The sequence below is a fragment of the Streptomyces kronopolitis genome, from assembly GCF_014646275.1.
GTDB lineage: Bacteria > Actinomycetota > Actinomycetes > Streptomycetales > Streptomycetaceae > Streptomyces > Streptomyces kronopolitis.
The window spans coordinates 36,090-53,387 of record NZ_BMND01000015.1 but is presented as its reverse complement, the minus strand read 5'-3'; the positions used below and the strand labels follow the sequence as shown (position 1 = coordinate 53,387).

10 protein-coding genes are annotated in these 17,298 nt (G+C 72.1%); 1 reads left to right on the top strand and 9 read right to left on the bottom strand.

Annotation, left to right across the window (positions count from 1 at the left end; translation table 11 throughout):
• Position 1: 1 nt before the first annotated feature.
• Positions 2-7,450 carry a type I polyketide synthase gene (locus IEY78_RS17750; RefSeq protein ID WP_229700021.1) on the bottom strand — a complete coding sequence of 2,483 codons (7,449 nt, stop codon included), beginning with the start codon at positions 7,448-7,450 and terminating at the stop codon, positions 2-4.
• A gap of 480 nt (positions 7,451-7,930) precedes the next feature.
• On the opposite strand from IEY78_RS17750, the gene IEY78_RS17745 reads away from it, so the two are divergent.
• Positions 7,931-9,013: a histidinol-phosphate transaminase gene (locus IEY78_RS17745; protein WP_189099378.1), complete on the top strand. Its 1,083-nt coding sequence runs from the start codon at positions 7,931-7,933 to the stop codon at positions 9,011-9,013.
• Positions 9,014-9,107: 94 nt separating this feature from the next.
• Here IEY78_RS17745 and IEY78_RS17740 read toward each other — a convergent pair whose 3' ends face one another.
• The 8 genes from IEY78_RS17740 to IEY78_RS17705 all read right to left on the bottom strand — a co-directional run bounded on the left by IEY78_RS17740 (position 9,108) and on the right by IEY78_RS17705 (position 17,230).
• Positions 9,108-9,755, bottom strand: a complete 648-nt coding sequence (locus IEY78_RS17740) for an NAD(P)-dependent oxidoreductase (RefSeq protein ID WP_189099376.1) — start codon at positions 9,753-9,755, stop codon at positions 9,108-9,110.
• Positions 9,756-9,760: 5 nt separating this feature from the next.
• Positions 9,761-9,928 carry a hypothetical protein gene (locus IEY78_RS17735; protein ID WP_189099374.1) on the bottom strand — a complete coding sequence of 56 codons (168 nt, stop codon included), beginning with the start codon at positions 9,926-9,928 and terminating at the stop codon, positions 9,761-9,763.
• Positions 9,929-9,975: 47 nt separating this feature from the next.
• Positions 9,976-11,187: an MFS transporter gene (locus IEY78_RS17730; RefSeq protein ID WP_189099372.1), complete on the bottom strand. Its 1,212-nt coding sequence runs from the start codon at positions 11,185-11,187 to the stop codon at positions 9,976-9,978.
• A gap of 189 nt (positions 11,188-11,376) precedes the next feature.
• Positions 11,377-12,588 (bottom strand): cytochrome P450, encoded by a 1,212-nt coding sequence (locus tag IEY78_RS17725; RefSeq protein WP_189099370.1) that lies wholly within the window; start codon positions 12,586-12,588, stop codon positions 11,377-11,379.
• 57 nt (positions 12,589-12,645) lie between these two features.
• Positions 12,646-13,602 (bottom strand): phosphotransferase enzyme family protein, encoded by a 957-nt coding sequence (locus tag IEY78_RS17720; RefSeq protein WP_189099368.1) that lies wholly within the window; start codon positions 13,600-13,602, stop codon positions 12,646-12,648.
• A gap of 199 nt (positions 13,603-13,801) precedes the next feature.
• Positions 13,802-14,032 carry a ferredoxin gene (locus tag IEY78_RS17715; protein WP_189099367.1) on the bottom strand — a complete coding sequence of 77 codons (231 nt, stop codon included), beginning with the start codon at positions 14,030-14,032 and terminating at the stop codon, positions 13,802-13,804.
• A 45-nt stretch (positions 14,033-14,077) separates the two neighbouring features.
• Entirely contained in the window at positions 14,078-15,424 is a 1,347-nt protein-coding gene (ccrA, locus tag IEY78_RS17710) for a crotonyl-CoA carboxylase/reductase (protein ID WP_189099365.1), read from the bottom strand.
• A gap of 63 nt (positions 15,425-15,487) precedes the next feature.
• Complete coding sequence (locus IEY78_RS17705; RefSeq protein WP_444544919.1) at positions 15,488-17,230, bottom strand: 3-hydroxyacyl-CoA dehydrogenase family protein; 1,743 nt, start codon at positions 17,228-17,230, stop codon at positions 15,488-15,490.
• Between the last annotated feature and the right edge of the window lie 68 nt (positions 17,231-17,298).

The window sequence follows — 17,298 nt, the reverse complement described above, 5'->3', positions numbered from 1 at the left end:
GTCAGAGGTCCCCCAACTCGGTGTCGATGAACTGCATCAGCTCGGCGGCGCTGGCCGAGGCGAGCCCGTCCGTCCCGGCGACCGGCCTGGCGTCGAGCGCGGACAGCCGGTCCAGCAGCTCGGTGAGACGGCCGGTCAGGGCCTGGCGGGTGGCGGCGTCGGTGAGCGGCGACAGGACCCGGTCCTGGAGGTCTTCGACCACCTCCAGCAGCGGCCGGTCGGCCGGCGCGGAGCCGGCCGCGCCGAGGTCGAGGTGGCCCAGGAGATGCTCCGCCAGCGCGTGCGGCGTCGGATGGTCGAAGACCAGCGTGGCGGGCAGCTTGACGCCGATGAGTCCGGCGAACCTGTTGCGCAGCTCCACGGACATCAGGGAGTCGAACCCGATCTCCTTGAGCGCGCGGTCGGGACTGACCCGCTCGGGCCCGGACTCGCCGATGAGTGCCGCCACATGGGTCTGCACGACCTCGGTCAGGGCCGGGAGCCGCTCGGCGTCCGGCAGTGCGGCGAGCCGCTGGGTGAGGCTCTGCGCCTCGCCCTCGGCGTGGCCGCCGTCCGTCCGCGCCAGGGGATCGAGGGCGGCGGCCTTCTCCTCGAACGAGCCGAGCAGCGGACTGGGCCGGGACGCGGTGAACGCGGGCAGGAAGCGCGACCAGGTGATGTCGGCCACCACCGGGTCCCACGCGCCGTCGGCCATGATGCCCTGCTCCAGGGCCTGGAGGGCGGCGGGCACCAGGAGCGGGGTCAGACCGCGCTTGCGCAGTTCCCGCTCGTCGCGCTCGGTCAGCATCCCGCCGCCCGCCCACGGCCCCCAGGCGACGGAGAGCGCGGGCCTGCCCTGCCCGCGCCGGCGCCGGGCGAGCGCGTCGAGGCAGGCGTTGCCGGCGGCGTACCCGGCCTGGCCCGCGGCGCCCCAGACGCCGGAGATCGAGGAGAACAGGACGAAGTCGTCGAGGTCCGGCAGCAGTTCGTCGAGCAGCAGGGCGCCTTCGATCTTGGCCGCCATCTGGGCGGCCAGCTCCTCGGCCCCGGTCTCCGCGATCCGCACGTCCCGGACCACGCCCGCGGCATGGACCACGGTGCGCACGGGGGCGCCCTCCGCCGCCAGGGCAGTCAGCAGATCACCCATCGCGGCACGGTCCGTCACATCGACGGCGACGGCCTCCGCCCGGGTGCCGAACGCGGAGATCTCCGCGAGCAGTTCGGTGGCTCCGGGGGCCGCCGGACCCTGACGGGAGAGGAGGAGGACGCGGTCGGCGCTGCCCTGCTCGGCGATCCGGCGGGCGACGTGCCCGCCGAGACCCCCGGTCCCGCCGGTGATCAGCACGGTGCCCTTGGGCGTCCAGGTACCGGTCTGCGGCGCCGACGCGGGCACCAGCCTACGCACCCACAACTGTCCGTCACGAACAGCGAGTTGATCCTCGGCACCATCGTCGTCGGGGCCGTCGACGGTGAGGATCCCGGCGAGCGCCTGTCGGGTGGCATCGTCGATCCACTCGGGCAGATCCACCAGACCACCCCAGCGGTCGGGCAGTTCCAGTCCGGCGACCCGGCCGAGCCCCCAGACACCCGCCGCCCGCACATCGGCGGCGGGGTCGGCCGTCCCCACCGTGACGGCACCGCTCGTGACGCACCACACCGGGCCGGTCTGCCGGCCGGCGACCTCGTGCAGGGCGGCGAGCAGATCCTCCGCGCGTCCGGCGCCGACCAGTACCCCGTCCGGCGCGGTCGAGCGGTCCCAGGAAGCGGCGGTGACCGGGTCCGCGAAGAGGGAGCCGAGCGCCGGGGGCACCTCGCCGAGCAGGAGCCACGTCCCGGGCACCCGGTCGGTGGTGGCGGCCCGTCCCTCTTGCCGCCATGTCTCGGCGAACCACCCGGTGCGGCCGGTCGCCCCTGCCGCTTCCAGCTGTGCGCGCTCGATGGAGCGCAGGATGAGGCCCTCCATGGCGAGGACGGGGGACCCGGTGTCGTCCGTGATCCAGACGGCCGCGGTGTCGGCGTCCGCCCGGATCCGCACGCGCAGCCGCCGGGCGTCCGAGGAGAACAGGGACACGCTGTTGAAGGAGAACGGCAGCCGGACCTCGCCGGCCTCGTAGAGGCTGCCGGTGATCGGCAGGGCGTGCAGGGCGGCGTCCAGCAGCGCGGGGTGGATACCGAACCCGCGAGGCTGCCCCTCGGGGAGCACGACCTCCGCGAAGAGGTCCCCGGCACGCTCCCAGAGGGCCTTGGTGCCGTGGAAGGCCGGGCCGTACTCGTAGCCGCGGGCGGCGAGCTCCTCGTAGAAGGAGCGACCGGTGAGCTGCCGCGCCCCGGCCGGCGGCCAGACCTCGCCGGCCCAGTCGCCGTCGCCGAAGCCCGCGGTGTCGGCGATCCGTGCCGCGAGCAGGCCGGTGGCGTGCAGCGTCCAATCGCCGCCGGTCTCCCTGGTACGGATCTGCAGTTCCCGCTCGGCGCCGCCTTGGTCCGGCCCCACCCACACCTGGAGGTCGCGGGGCGCGCCCTCGGCGAACACCATGGGCGCACGCAGGACGAGTTCGTCGACCGACCCGGCGCCGGCCGAGCGGGCCGCTTCGAGCGCGAGCTCCACGAAGCCCGTGCCGGGCAGCAGCACCGTGCCCATGACGACGTGGTGCGACAGCCACGGGTCGCTGCCGGGGGTCAGCCTGCCGGACAGCAGCAGGCCCCCCGCACCCGGCAGATCCGTGCGCGAGGTGAGCATCGGGTGCGACCGCGGATCCGCTCCCGCGCCGGCACCGGCGCTGGCGTCCGACGCGGAGTCCCAGTAGCGCTGCCGCTGGAAGGCGTACGTGGGCAGGTCGGCGCGGGGAGCGGGCGGCAGGAGGGCGGCCCAGTCGACGTCGGCGCCATGGGCGTGGGCCCGGCCCAGCGCGGTGAGGACGGTGTGCGTCTCGGACCGGCCGCGCCGGGTGCTGGCCAGGACGGGGTGACCGGTCTCGATCAGCGGGGCCAGGGCGGCGTCCGGGCCGACCTCGATCAGGATGTCGGCCTCCGGGAGCCGCTCTATCGCGTCGCCGAAACGTACGGCGCGGCGCGCGTGGTCGACCCAGTATTCAGGGGTGTCGATGGGGTGGGCGGTGTCGGCGGTGGCACGGATCGGGACGGTCGGCGGATGGAAGCGCAACTTCTCCACCACCGCGCGGAACTCGTCGAGGACCGGCTCCATGAGCGGTGAGTGGAAGGCGTGACTGACCCGCAGCTCGGTCACCCGCCGGCCGCGGCCACGCCAGATCTCGCCCACGCGTGCCACCTCGTCGCGGGCACCGGAGACGACGACCGCCCCGGGGCCGTTGACCGCGGCGACGGCGACGCGCGCGGCATCGCCCAGCGTGGCCGCCACCTCGTCCTCGCCCGCGGCGACGGCGAGCATGGCGCCCCCGCCGGGCAGGGACTGCATCAGCCGCCCCCGGGCCACCACCAGCCGCGCCGCGTCCGGCACCGTCAGCACCCCGGCGACGACCGCGGCGGCGATCTCGCCCACCGAGTGACCCACGACAGCGGTGAACGACACGCCCCAGGACTGCCAGAGCCGGGCCAGCGCCACCTCGAACGCGAACAGCGCGGGCTGCGCGAACTCCGTCCGGCCCAGCAGTTCCGGATCGTCGGACCACATCACCTCCCGCAGTCCGCGTCCGAGCTCCGCGTCGAGGTGGCCGCACACCTCCGTCAACGCCTCGTCGAACACCGGGAAATCCGCGGCCAGTTGACGGCCCATCCCCGCGCGCTGCGCGCCCTGGCCGGAGAACACGGCCGCCACCCTGCCGGGCCCGGCGAGCACCGGGGAGACCTCGCCGAGACCGGCCCGGACCTCCTCCCGGTCACCCGTGACCACGGCACGGTGCTCGAACGCCGTACGGCGGGTGGCCAGCTCCCGGGCGACGTGCGCCAGCGGCAGCTCCGGGTGAGAGGCGAGGTGCTCCCGCAGCGCCCGCGCCTGCCCGCGCACGGCCTCCGGGGTCTTGCCGGAGAGCACCAGCGGCACCGCCACATCCGCCCAGGGGGCGGCGGACTCCGCGCCCTCGGAGGCCTCGGGGGTCTCAGGGGCGAACTCCTCCAGGATGATGTGCGCGTTCGTCCCGCTGATCCCGAAGGCGGAGACACCGGCCCGGCGCGGGCGGCCGTCGGCACGATCCCACTCGCGGGCCTGGGCCAGCAGCTCGACGGTGTCCGACGACCACTCCACCTCGTGCGTCGGATTGTCCGCGTACAGGCTGCGCGGCATCACACCGTGCCGCAGCGCCTGCACCATCTTCACCACCCCGGCCACCCCGGCCGCCGCCTGCGCGTGCCCGATGTTCGACTTCAAGGAACCGACGTACAAAGGCCGTTCGGCCGGGCGGTCGCTCCCGTACGTCGCGAGCAGCGCCTGTGCCTCGATGGGGTCGCCCAGCCGCGTCCCGGTGCCGTGCGCCTCCACCACGTCGATATCCGCGGCGCGCAGGCCCGCGCTGTCCAGCGCGGCCCGGATCACCCGCTGCTGGGCGGGACCGCTGGGCGCGGTGAGGCCGTTGGAGGCGCCGTCCTGGTTGACGGCGCTGCCCCTGACCACCGCCAGCACGTCATGGCCCAGTCGCCGCGCGTCGGACAACCGCTCCACCACCAGCACGGCCACGCCCTCGGCCATACCGAAGCCGTCGGCATCGGCGGAGAACGGCTTGGAGCGGCCGTCGGGCGCGAGCGCGCGGAGCCGGCTGAACTCGATGAACAGGCCGGGCTCGGCCATCACCGTCGCCCCGCCGACCAGCGCCAGGTCGCTCTCGCCGCGGCGCAGCGACTGCCCCGCCAGGTGCAGCGCCACCAGGGAGGAGGAGCAGGCCGTGTCGAGGGTGAGGGCGGGACCTTCCAGGCCCAGGACGTAGGACAGCCGGCCGGACACCACGCTGGAGGTGGTACCCGTCATCACATAGCCCTCCAGGTCGGGCCGCGCCTGGTGCAGCGGCCGGCCGTACGGCAGGCTCATGACGCCGGTGAAGACACCGGTCCGGCTGCCCCGCAGGGTCGCACTGTCGATCCCGCCGCGCTCCAGCGCCTCCCACGACGTCTCCAGCAGCAACCGCTGCTGCGGGTCCATCGCCAGCGCCTCACGCGAGGAGATGCCGAAGAAGGCGGCGTCGAACTCGGCCACCCCGTCGAGCAGCGCGGCTTCGCGCTGGTACGAGGTGCCCGGCTGCGAGGCGTCGGCGTCGTACAGCGCGGTGAGGTCCCAGCCGCGGTCGGCCGGGAAGGCCGCGACCGCGTCCCGCCCTTCGTGCACCAGCTGCCACAACTCGTCGGGGGAGCCGACCCCGCCGGGGAAGCGGCAGGCCATGCCGACGATGGCGATCGGCTCGTCGGGATCGGCCGGCGCCGACGCGGCCGGGGCCGGGGCCGGTGCGTCGCCGCCGAGCAGCGCGCGCACCAGTTCCTCCGCCAGCGCGCGCGGCGTGGGGTGGTCGAACAGGACCGTCACGGGCAGCCGCAGCCCGGTCATCTCGACCAGCCGGTTGCGGACCCGGAGGGCGCCCGCGGAGTCCACGCCCAGCGACCGGAACGCCTCGTCCGCGCCGATGGCCGTCGCCGACGGCTCGATCTGCCCGGACACGGCGTCCGCCACGAGGCGTACGGCCTCGTCGACGCGCTGCGCCGGGGTGCACCCCAGCAGCCGCTCGCGCAGCTCGGAGCCGGGCCCGCCGCCGCTGCCGGCGGTGTCCGCCGTGTCCAGGTCGAGTCGGTAGGGAGGCAGCGAGACGCGGCGGGCGTCGGGCAGGACGGTGCTCCAGTCGGGGGCGACGCCGTGCAGGTGGGCCTCGGCCAGGGCGCGCAGATAGCGGTCGTGGCCCGCGTCGTCACGACGCATCGTGTCGAGGACGACGACCTTGCGGCCGAGGTGTGCGGCGGTCTCCTCGATCGGCAGGGTGAGCACCGGGTGCGGGCTCATCTCCACGAACACCCGGTGGCCCTGGCCGAGCAGCTCCTCGATGACCTGCTGGAACCGGGCGGGCTCGCGAAGGCTGAGGAACCAGTGCTCGGCGTCCAGCGCGCCGGTGTCGAGCGGGTCGGTCGTGGTGGACGTGTACACGGGTATCCGGGTGGCGCGCGGCCGTACCGCGGCGGCCTCCCGCACGAGGTACTCGTGGGCAGGCTCCATGCGCCACGAGTGCCCGGCGATCCCGATGGGCAGCAGGGCGGCCCGTACGTCCCGGGCGCGCAGCCGCTCCAACAAGGCCGTCGCGGACTCGGTGGTGCCCGCGACGACCGTGGAGCCGGGGCCGTTGACGACCGCGATGTCCAGGTCCAGATCCCACTCGTCGACCAGCGCGGTGACCTGATCGGCGGGGAGCGCCACGGCGACCATCTCCCCGTTGCCCTGGAGCCGCGCCAGCGCCTTGCTGACGGCGGCGACCAGCCGCGCGCCGTCGGCCAGGGTGAGTGCTCCGGCAGCGGTCACCGCCGCGATCTCACCGAAACTGTGGCCGACGACCGCCGCGGGCGTGACGCCGTTCGACCGCCACAGCTCCGCGAGCGACACCATGACGGCGAACAGGGCCGGCTGGATCACCTCGACCCGCTCCAGCGGCAGGGCCCCGGAGAGCACGTCATCGAGCTCGAAGTCCACGAACGGGCGCAACTCCCGCGCGCATTCGGCAAGTTTGTCGCGGAAGACCGGGGCCGTGGCGGCGAGTTCGCGAGCCATTCCCACCCACTGGGCGCCCTGGCCCGGGAAGACGAACACCGCGGACCCGGGCCCGCCGCCTTCGGCCCGTACCGCCGCGTCGCCCGCCCGGCCCTCGGCCACCGCGCGAAGGGCCGCGACGACGCCCTCCCGGTCGGCCGCGGTGACCATCGCCCGGTGCGGCCAGAGCGTGCGGGCCGTGGCCTGGGTGAAGGCGGCGTCGGCCACGGAGATGTCCGTACGCTCCTGGAGGTGGTTCGCCAGACGGTCGGCCTGGGCGCGCAGACCGGCCTCGGTACGGCCGGACAGCAGCAGCGGGACGGCGCCGGAAGCCGTGGCGTCCGGACTTGTCGCACGGGGGGCGCTCGTGCGGTCCCGGGGCCTGAGCGCGCGCAGCTGGGCCGCGCGCTCCTCGACGTCGTCGGAGAGCGGGCCGTAGTGCTCGACCTCGGCCGTCTCCAGAGCCAGCGCCACCGCCACGCCGCCGGGCTTGTCGCAAACGACGACCAGCGCGGGGCGATCCGCGCGCAGACACGCCTCGGCCGCCGCGAAGACCGGGTCGGAGTCCCGCGGAGAGCGCACGCTCACACCGGGGATGCCGTCCCAGTCCGGCAGGTCCTCCTCGTCCGTCCGTGCGAGCAGAACCACCACACGGCTGCGGGCGGACGGAACCACGTGGGCGTCCTCAATCGCGGCCCAGAGCGCCGACGACACCGAAGCGACGCCGAATTCCTCCTGGCGGCCCACACCCACGACGACGACGCGCTGCATTCCTGCTGTCATACCGAACAACCCAAGCAAGAGGGTTCTGGCGGCAACACCCCTATCACCCCCGAATGCGGTGCCCGGGGCTGCGATTTGCCGATTCACCGGACTGGTAATGCGCCGCCAGGAAATCAGGGGTGCCGCGGAGCGAATTCCCGCACAGGCCGGAAAACGTGGTCGACAGTAGGTGACGTGAGGGGGGCTTAGGGGGTTGCCCGGCAACGATGCCGACCCGCAGGTTGTTGACAAGGTCTGACGATACCGCTGCGCGGACGGCGGGGGGGGGGAAACGAACGGGCCGTCAGCACCGGACGCCGTCGGCCATGTGGCCATTCCACCACGTGTGGAAGCGAGCGGAATTTTCACCCGCCCGCGACTCCGGCATGCCGACGTCCGCCGATGTCCTACTTCCGCTGTGCCAACGCAATTCACCTCGCCCAGCGTTCCCTTACGTGTCTTCCAAGCCATTTCGATCTCAGGGAAGGTGTGTGTTCCGCTATGACAGGACCACGGCCGCGTCCAGAACTGCACTCCATCGCCGTGCACGCGGCGAGCCGGTCGGGCGGCGCGCCCACCGCGGAACTCACCCACCTGCTCGCGGCGAACGAGAACCCCTACGATCCGCTGCCCGGCGTCCTGGACGCGGCGATCGAGGCCGCCGGGCGGTTCAACCGCTACCCGGATATCGGCTGCGAACGACTGATAGCCGCGCTGGCGCGCAGGTTTGACCTGCCGCCCACTCGATTCGCAGCCGGCGCGGGGTCGGTGAGCGTGATCCAGTCGCTCATCCAGGCGATGGCCGCCCCAGGGGACGAAGTGATGTACGCCTGGCGGTCGTTCGAGGCCTACCCCGTCATCACCAAGGCCATCTGCGGCGCGACCCCGGTCGCGGTTCCGTTGACCGACGAGGGGTACCACGACCTCGACGCCATGGCGGAGCGTGTCACCGCGCGGACCCGGCTGATTTTCCTCTGCACCCCCAACAACCCCACCGGCAAGGCAGTGGGTCGCGACGAACTGACGGAGTTCGTCGCCCGCGTTCCCGAGGACGTACTTGTCGTCCTGGACGAGGCCTACGCCGAATTCGTGTCCGACAAGGACGCGGCGGACGGCACCGCCGTTTGCCGCGAATACCCCAATGTCGCCGTGGTGCGGACCTTCTCCAAGGCATTCGGCCTGGCCGGATTGCGGATCGGGTACGCCATCGCCCCGGAACCCGTCGCGGCGGCGCTGCGCACGATGGCGACCTATGGGGTCAGCCAGATCGGGCAGGAGGCGGCGATCGCCTCCCTGGCCGCAACGGACGATGTCATGAAGCGGGTTGACCTGGTCATTGCCGAGCGGCACCGGATGGAGGACGCCCTGATCGAGCAGGGCTGGCCGGTTTCACGCTCCCAGGCCAACTTCCTCTGGCTCCCGCTCCGCGAGCGCAGCGCCGAATTCGCCGGCGCCTGTGCCCGTGCCGGTATCGGGGTACGGGTGCTTGGAGAAGACGGGGTCCGGGTCACGGTCGGCGCGCGGGAATCCAACGATCTCTTTCTGGCCACGGCGGCGAATTTCCCGCTGGAGCACGGCCGATAGTCGTTCCCTGCGCAATCCGGAGGGAAGGTCGGTGAACAACTCCCCGGGGCTCGCGGGACGACCCCGCGAGCCCCGGGGAGAAGGCACAGCGATATCAGACCTGAAATGCGTGCTCGATGGGCGTCGTTCCGGTCGTGGCCTGCCACGCACCCGTGATTCCCTGCCTCAGCACGGTACGGATCGCCTCGGCGCAGTCGCCGCGGGAGAGCTCGTCGCCGGCCGTGGGCACGCCGTCGGGGCGGGCCCGCACGGTCCCCAGCGGGGGATCGTCGGTCAGCATGCCCGGGCGCAGCACGCACCAGTCCAGGTCCTGCTGGCGCACCACCTGTTCGGCGGCGTGCTTCTCGGCCAGGTAGGCGTCGAGCTGGTCGCCGAGGGCGGCGCGGTCCCGGGCGCCGGGCAGGTGCGCGCTCACCATGACGAACCGGCGGACGCCGCAGTCCTCGACCGCGGCGCACAGCTGAGCCGCCGGCGAGGACACCGCCGCGCCGAGCGAGCCCGGACCGGTGCCGGTGCCGGCCGCCAGCACGACGGCGTCCGCGCTGCGGAAGGCCCGCTTCAGTTGCACGTCGAGGTCGGATCCGTCGGTGTCGAGCACGAACGGTTCGATGCGGGCGGCCCGCATGCGCGCGGCGTCGCTGTCCCGCAGGACCAGTCCTACCGGCGTGTCCCCGCCGGCCAGCAGGCAGGACGCGAGCCGGTCGCCGAGACCGGTGGTCACCCCGAGCACGACGACCCGCATCGCGCTCACCCCTGCGCCCCGGCGACCGCTTCGGATACTTCGGAGAGCAGCCGCGCGGCCGAGCCGCAGTCGGCGACCCGGCCGCGGACCGGACCGGCCATGGCGATCAGGGACAGCGGAAGCGGGGCGCGCGGCGACGGCACGTCGGCGGACACCCGCGGCGGACGGAACATCGGTGGACTCCAGTCAGACGGTCGGGGGGCTGTCGCGCTCGGAGCGCTCAACGCACCGAGGACACGCGGTAGATCAGCAGGCCGCTGACCAGGCTGGTGGCCCCGGCCAGTGCGAACAGGACCTGGTATCCGCCCAGTCCGTCGATGACCAGGCCGGCCAGCAGCGGCCCCAGCGTCTGCGGTCCGAACAGGCCGATGTTCATGATGCCCAGGTCCCGGGCGCGGTTCTCGGCCGCCGGCAGCACCGCGGTGATGATCGCCTGGTCGACGGCCAGGAAAGCGCCGACGCCGACGCCCAACAGCGAGGTCGCCACCAGTGCGCTGGCCGTACTCGGCGCGATCGCGACGGCCGCGCAACCCAGCGCCTGGAGGGTCGCGCCGCAGGCCACGAACACCCGTCGCCGGCCGAGCCGGTCGGACAGCACTCCGCAGACGTAGACCGAGACCAGCGTCCACGCCAGGTAGACCATGGTCAGCAGCAGAAGCAACTGCTCGGGGTGGGCCACCCGCAGCACGTCGGTGATGAAGTACAGCTGGTAGCTGGTGGCCAGCGCGTTGGCCAGGTTCATCAGCACCCGGGTGCCGAAAATCCAGGCGAACGCGGGATTGTCCCGCACGCTGGCCACGAACTCGCGCAGGCCCACACCGCCGTCGGGCCGGGTCGTGGCGGTGTCGCGGTGCTTGAGGACGAACGGTGCGGTCAGCACGAGCACGCCCGCCGCGAGCAGCAGGTAGCGCAGCAGGTCGCCGGTGATCGCGGTCAGGCAGAACAGGCCGAGCACCACGCCGATGGTCTGCGGTCCGAACATCGCGCTGGAGACCGTGGCGCGCTGGGCCTCGGGGACCTGGTCGGCGACCAGCGCGGTGAAACCGACGGTCGCCATGCAGAAGCCGATCGAACACACCAGCCAGGACAGGCCGATCCCGATCCAGTCGGATTGCAGGCCGGTGGCGACCAGGCCGCTCGCGAACAGCGTCGCGCCGCCGGCGACCCACAGCCGCCGGCGGCCGAACCGGGACCGGGTCCGGTCGCAGAGCGTGCCGAACAGCGGCAGCGTGAACAGGGCGACGATGCCGCACACGGCGTTGATGACGCCGAAGTCGGCGATCCGGCCGGCCGGGTCGACCCGGGCCAGCTGGTCGGGCAGTGCGAACTGCTGCGGCACCAGGTAGGCCATCCACAGCCCGAGCCAGGCCAGGGAGTATCGGCCTATCCAGGCCCGGGACATGGACCTGGCAGGAAGGGTCTTTTCCATCATGACGGGTGTCCTCGGTCGACTCATCGGGGCCGCGGTCCGGCCGGCGCCGCGGCCGCGCGGGGACGCGTACGGCCCGGGAGGGGAACATCAACGCGACCGGCAGGGCGCTCGGGTGCGCCCTGCCGAGGAGCGACAGCGGACGAGGCGCGCGGGTGCGAGGCCTCGGATACCATCGTCAGCAGCCGTGCCTCACCACGTGACGGGAAGCTCCCGGACGCCCTGCACGTCGAACGTGTTGCGGAAGACCAGCTGGTCGAAGGGGACCGCCAGCCGCAGCTCGGGGATCCGGCGGAACAGGGTTCCGTAGACCACTTCCAGCTCCATGCGGGCCAGTTGCTTCCCGATGCAGGTGTGGATGCCGGCGCCGAAGCCCAGGTGCTGTTTGGCGTCCCGCCGGACGTCCAGGGTGTCGGGGTCGGTGAAGACCTTCTCGTCCCGGTTGCCCGCGCTGATCAGGCAGATGATGCCGTCACCCGCCTTGATGGTCTCGCCGGCGATCTCGATGTCCGCGGCCGCCACGCGCTTGGACGAGAACTCCGTGACGACCGTGTAGCGCAGGAGTTCCTCGACCGCCGCCGGTACGAGTTCCGGGTCCTCGATCAGCGCCGCCGCCTGCTCGGGATGCTGCAGCAGGGCAAGGATCCCGTTGGTGATCATGCTCCTGGTGGTGTCGAGCGCCGCCGCGATCAGCGTGACCGACTGGGTGAGCACGGAGACGCGCGACAGCTCGCCCTTCTTGTAGTAGCCGACCAGGTGGCTGATGATGTCGTCGCCCGGTTCGTTCTCCCGGTGCGTGATCAACTCGTCGATGTACGCGAACAGTTCGGCGCGCGCCTCCATGGCGCCCTCCAGCCCGGAGTCCTCGTCGAACAGCCGGGGAACGAGGCTGATGAGGCGCTTGTCGGCCGGGGGGACACCCAGCACCCATCCCAGTGCGGTGGACGGCACCGGCATGGCCAGCGTCGGCACCAGGTCCGTCGGCCGAGGGCCCGCGAGAATGTCGTCGATCAGCTCGTTGACGAGGGCCTCCACGTCACCGCGCATGTTCTGGATCTTCTTGACCAGGAAGCCCTGGCCCAGCATGCGCCGCATGGCGGTGTGCTCGGGCGGGTCCATCCGGCCCACGGGCTTCACGCCCCCGGTCAGCACGACGGTCCGGGCCTGCTCACTCAGCCACGGATAGCCGGGCTGGGTGTTGTCGACACTGATGCGGGGGTCGGTGAAGATCGAGCGGATCTCTTCATACCCGGTGATCAGCCACACTTCCTTGCCGTCCCACAGCCGCGCCTTCGCGACCGGCCGGTCCGACCGCAGCTGGGCGTATTCGGGGGGCGGGTCCAAGGGGCAGCCCTTCGCCTTGGGCATGGGGAAAGCGGGGAGTTCGGACGAGAGCTGCGACATTGTGCTCAGTCTCCTAACGTGGGCAATGAGGCGTGGTCGGTCCGGATACGGGGGTGTTCACTCGTACTGGCGCAGGAAGCGCTCGCCGTCCTGCTCGGCCGACGCGAGGTTCTTCCGCGCCCGGTCGAGGAGGTTCGCGTTGCTGAGGTCGCCGATGTTCCCGATGTCATTGCCCACCCACTCTCGTCGGGCGTAGATCCAGGCCTCCGCGGCCGCGCGGAACTTCAGGAGGGCTCCGAGGTGCGGAAGTTCCGACGGGGGCACCGGGGACTTCGCGATGTATCCCCGCAGCAGCGGTCCGACGTCCACGGACCGGTCCAGATAGCTGAGGGCGGTGGCGACATCGAAGAGGAGGGGGCCGTACATGACCTCGCCCCAGTCGAAGAGCCCCATCGAATCGGGCTTCACCCGGAACGTGTTCATGCTGGCATCGGCATGCAGCAGGCCCACCGTGACCTTGCCGGCCACCGTCTCGTACGCCTCGCACATGGCCTGCTGGATCCACGGCTTGTCCTCGAGGAACGGCGCCTCGTCGACCATCATGATGTCCAGGTGGTCCCAGCTCAGGATGTCCGGCGGAGCAGGGGTGCCGACCAGTGCGGTATGGATGGCGCCCAGCGTCTCGCCGGCCCGGCGCATGTGCACGGGGTCGTTCTCGTCGGCCCGCCCGCCGTCGAGGTGGCGCAGCAGTGCCCAGCACCATTCACCGTGGTAGGCGGTGATCTCGCCCCGGGCGGTCGGCAGTGGCCCGCCGGCAGGGATGCCGTGCTCCTCGACCACCAGGGCGACCGTGAGGCCGCTGGTGAATTTCGGCCCCTGGGCGGCGGGCACGCACTTGGCGACGTACCTGTCCGAGTCGGATCCGACCAGATACGTATAGGAGTGGAAGCCCAGGTCGACCGGATCGCGTTCCCATGGCAGGACCCGTAGATCGTCGCGTCCCCACAGGGAGAGCGGGATCTCGTCGGTGAGCGGCTCGGCTGGTAGAGAACTGTTGGCTGCCAATGTCTTCATGCTCCGTTACTCGGTGGGTGAAGATGTCTGTCGGAAACCGGAACTCGGGCCACGGCGCAGGTGGTTCAGGAGTCCCCTCGCGGCGGTTCTCCGCCACCCCGGCAGCGGTGCGGTGACGTCACGTCGACATCGCGGTGAGGTCACCTCGACCAACGTGCCTGCTCGCCGCGCTGTCGGACACCCCCCTATGCCCCCTCAATCAGCCGCCGGCCACCTGTCCGGGGGGCTGGTGCAGCAGTCGGATCGCCGCCGCGGGGCAGCCGGCCGCGGCCTCCTGCACCTTGTCGCGCAGCTCCGGGGCGGGGGAGTCGGTCAGCACGACGCCGACACCGTCCGTCTCCCGCTGATCGAACACCTCGGGGGCGGTCAGGACGCACTGCCCCGAGGTGACGCACTTCGATTCGTCGAGGTGCACACGCGCAAACGCCATCTCTGTCTCCTTCTCGTCATGCGCGGCGGGCGCCCGGGCCCGGCCTCAACTGCTGTGGCTGCGGAAGCGGTTGATGCCTGCCAGGTGGCGCTCCCGCAGCGCCTCGTCCTGGACGCCGAGACCCTCCGTGGGCGCCAGGCCCAGCACTCCGACCTTGCCGGCGTGCTGATTGCGGTGCACGGCCTGCGTGGCGATGCCGACGTCGGACAGCGGGTACACCGTGGACAGGGTCGGATGGATCATCCCCCTGCCGATGAGGCGGTTGGCCGCCCAGGCCTCCCGGTAGTTGGCGAAGTGGCTGCCGACGATGCGCTTGAGCGACATCCACAGATAGCGGTTGTCGTACTCGTGCCGGAACCCGGTGGTCGAGGCGCAGGTGACGACGGTGCCGCCGCGCCGCGCCACGTACACGCTGGCGCCGAAGGTCTCCCGGCCGGGGTGCTCGAAGACGATGTCCGGGTCCTCACCCCCGGTCAGCTCCCGGATGTGGGAGCCCAGGCGCTTCCACTCCTTGGGGTCGGGCGTGGCGGCGTCCTTCCAGAACCGGTAACCCTCCTTCGCCCGGTCGATCACCAGCTCGGCGCCCAGGGACCGGACCAGTCGGGCCTTGCGCTCTCCGGACACGACGCACACCGGAGTCGCGCCGCCGTTGAGCGCGAGCTGCGTGGCGTACGAGCCGAGCCCGCCCGCCGCGCCCCAGACGAGCACCACATCGCCCTGCTTCATCTGCCCGCCGTTGCGCGAGACGAGCTGCCGGTAGGCCGTGGAGTTGACCAGCCCGGAGGCCGCGGCCTCCTCCCATGCGAGGTGCTCGGGCATCGGCATGAGCTGGTTGGACTTGACGAGGGACAGCTCGGCGAGCCCGCCGAAGTTGGTCTCGAACCCCCAGATGCGCTGCTCCGGGTCGAGCATGGTGTCGTCGTGACCGTCCGGGGACTGCAGGTCGACGGACAGGCAGTGCGCCACGACCCGGTCGCCCGGCTTCCAGCGCCGCACGCCGGGCCCGGTACGCAGCACGATGCCCGCCAGGTCGGAACCCACCACGTGGTACGGCTGGTCGTGCCGCTGCGCGCCGGGTTCGTCGGACCGCGCGTACCGCTGCAGGAAACCGAAGGTCGGCATCGGCTCGAATATGGAGGTCCACACGGTGTTGTAGTTGATGGAGCTGGCCATCACCGCGATGAGGGCCTCGCCCGGGGCGGGCTCGGGAGTCGGCACCTCACGCACGTGCAGGGACTTTGCGGGCTCCTTGTCGGCGGTCGCCATGCCCTGGAACATCTCCGCCTCGTCCCGCAGGACGACGGCCCCGCGGTAGGACTCCGGAACCGGCAGGGCGGCGAAATCCGCACCGACCGCATCCGCCGACAGGGCAGCGCTGATGATCTCCCGCATGGGGGTCCTCCAAAAGTACGGTGTTTCCCTGGTGTCGCGAACGGGCGCGAGGCGCGATCCGGCTCAGCGCTCGTGGCGGCGCAGCCCCTGGCCCCGCTTACGGCCCAGGTGGCCGGCCGCCACGAGCTGCTCAAGAGGGCGCGAGGGCAGAAGGCAAGGCTCCCGGAACGTGGTGTGCAGCGTGCGCAGGATGGCCACGGACACATCCAGCCCGATCACGTCCAGCAGCTGGAGCGGGCCCATGGGATAGCCCTGGCCCTGAGCCATCACCGTGTCGATGCCCTCGGCGGTGACGATCCCCTCGTCGAGAAGCGCCACCGCACTGTTCAGATAGGGGAACAGCAGCGCGTTCACGATGAACCCGCTGCGGTCCGCGCAGCCCACGGGACGCTTGCCGAGCGCGGTGGCGGTCGTGTGCGCCACGGCGAGCGTCTCGCGCGAGGTCAGCGCGGTCCGCACCACCTCCACGAGTTTCATCACCGGCGCCGGATTGAAGAAGTGCATCCCGACCACGGCCTCGGGCCGCCCGGTCGCCATGGCGCATTCGATGACGGGCAGACTTGAGGTGGAGGTCGCCAGCACGGTCTGCGCCCCGCACACGGAGTCGAGTTCCCCGAACACCGTCCGCTTGACGTCGAGGTCCTCCACGACCGCCTCGACCACGAGATCGCAGCCGGCGACCGCCTCCAGGCCGGACGCACCGGTCAGCGACTCCATCGACGAGGCGAACTGCTCCGGGGTCAGCCTGCCCCGCTGCACCGACCGGTTCAGCGAGTGCTCCACCGCGGCGAGCGCCTCCTTGGCGCGCACCTCGCTGCGCGCCACGAGAGTCGTCGGGTACCCCGCCCGCGCGCAGGTCTCCGCGATCCCGGTGGCCATCGTCCCCGAACCCACCACACCGATACGCCGTACGGGGCGGGCTGCCGGCAGCGCGTCGCTCGGGTCCGCGGCAGCGTCAGCGTCGGGGGAGTCGTAGTCGTAGAAGCCACGTCCGGCCTTCGACCCGAGCAGGCCGGCGGCGACCATGTGCATCAGGACGGGGGCGGGCAGGAAACGGCGTTCACCGGTGCGCTCGTACAGGGCGTGCAGCGTGTCACGTGCGACATCCAGCCCGATCGCGTCCAGGTGGGCCAGCGGCCCCCGCGGCAGCCCGCAGCCCAGCCGCATGGCGGTGTCGATGCCGTCGCGCGAGGCGTAGCGCTGTTCGTACATCGTCGCGGCGTCGTTGAGATAGGCCATCGTCAGGGCCCCGCCGACGAAGCCCGCGCGGTCCGGCACCGGCACCGGGACCTGCCCGAGGTCGTGTATCAGCGCCTGGATGTCGGTGCGGACGGAGTCGTCGGTCAGGGGCGTCCCCACGACCTCCACGGCGGTCGCCCGGTCCGTCGGTCCCTGGGGGAACAGGTGCAGCCCCACCGTGCGACGCGGCCGCCCCGCGCCGAAGGCGAGGTCGGTCACCGACAGTCCGGTGGTCGTCGTCGCGAACACGGTGTCCGGGGCGCAGGCGTGGTCCGCGTGGCGAAGCACCTCGCACTTGGTCGCCATCCGCTCGGGTACCGCTTCGATCACCAGGTCCGCGGACGCGATGTCGGCCGGGCAGGTGGTGAGGTCGACCGTGCCCGGGCCGGCGTCGGCCAGCCGGGCACCGGCCCGTTCCAGAGCGGAGGCGTCGGTGTCGACGGCGATCACCCGGCGGCCGCTGCGGGCGACCATGCTCGCGAGCACCGACCCGGTGGTCCCGAGACCTATCACCGCGATGGTGGGAAAGCGCTTAGCCATGCCGTTGAGCCCTTCGAGTCGTTTCATGGGCGGCCGGTGCGGGGGAGTGCGGTGCCCTCGGTGACGAGACCGTTTCAGCGGGAAAAGGCGAGCCG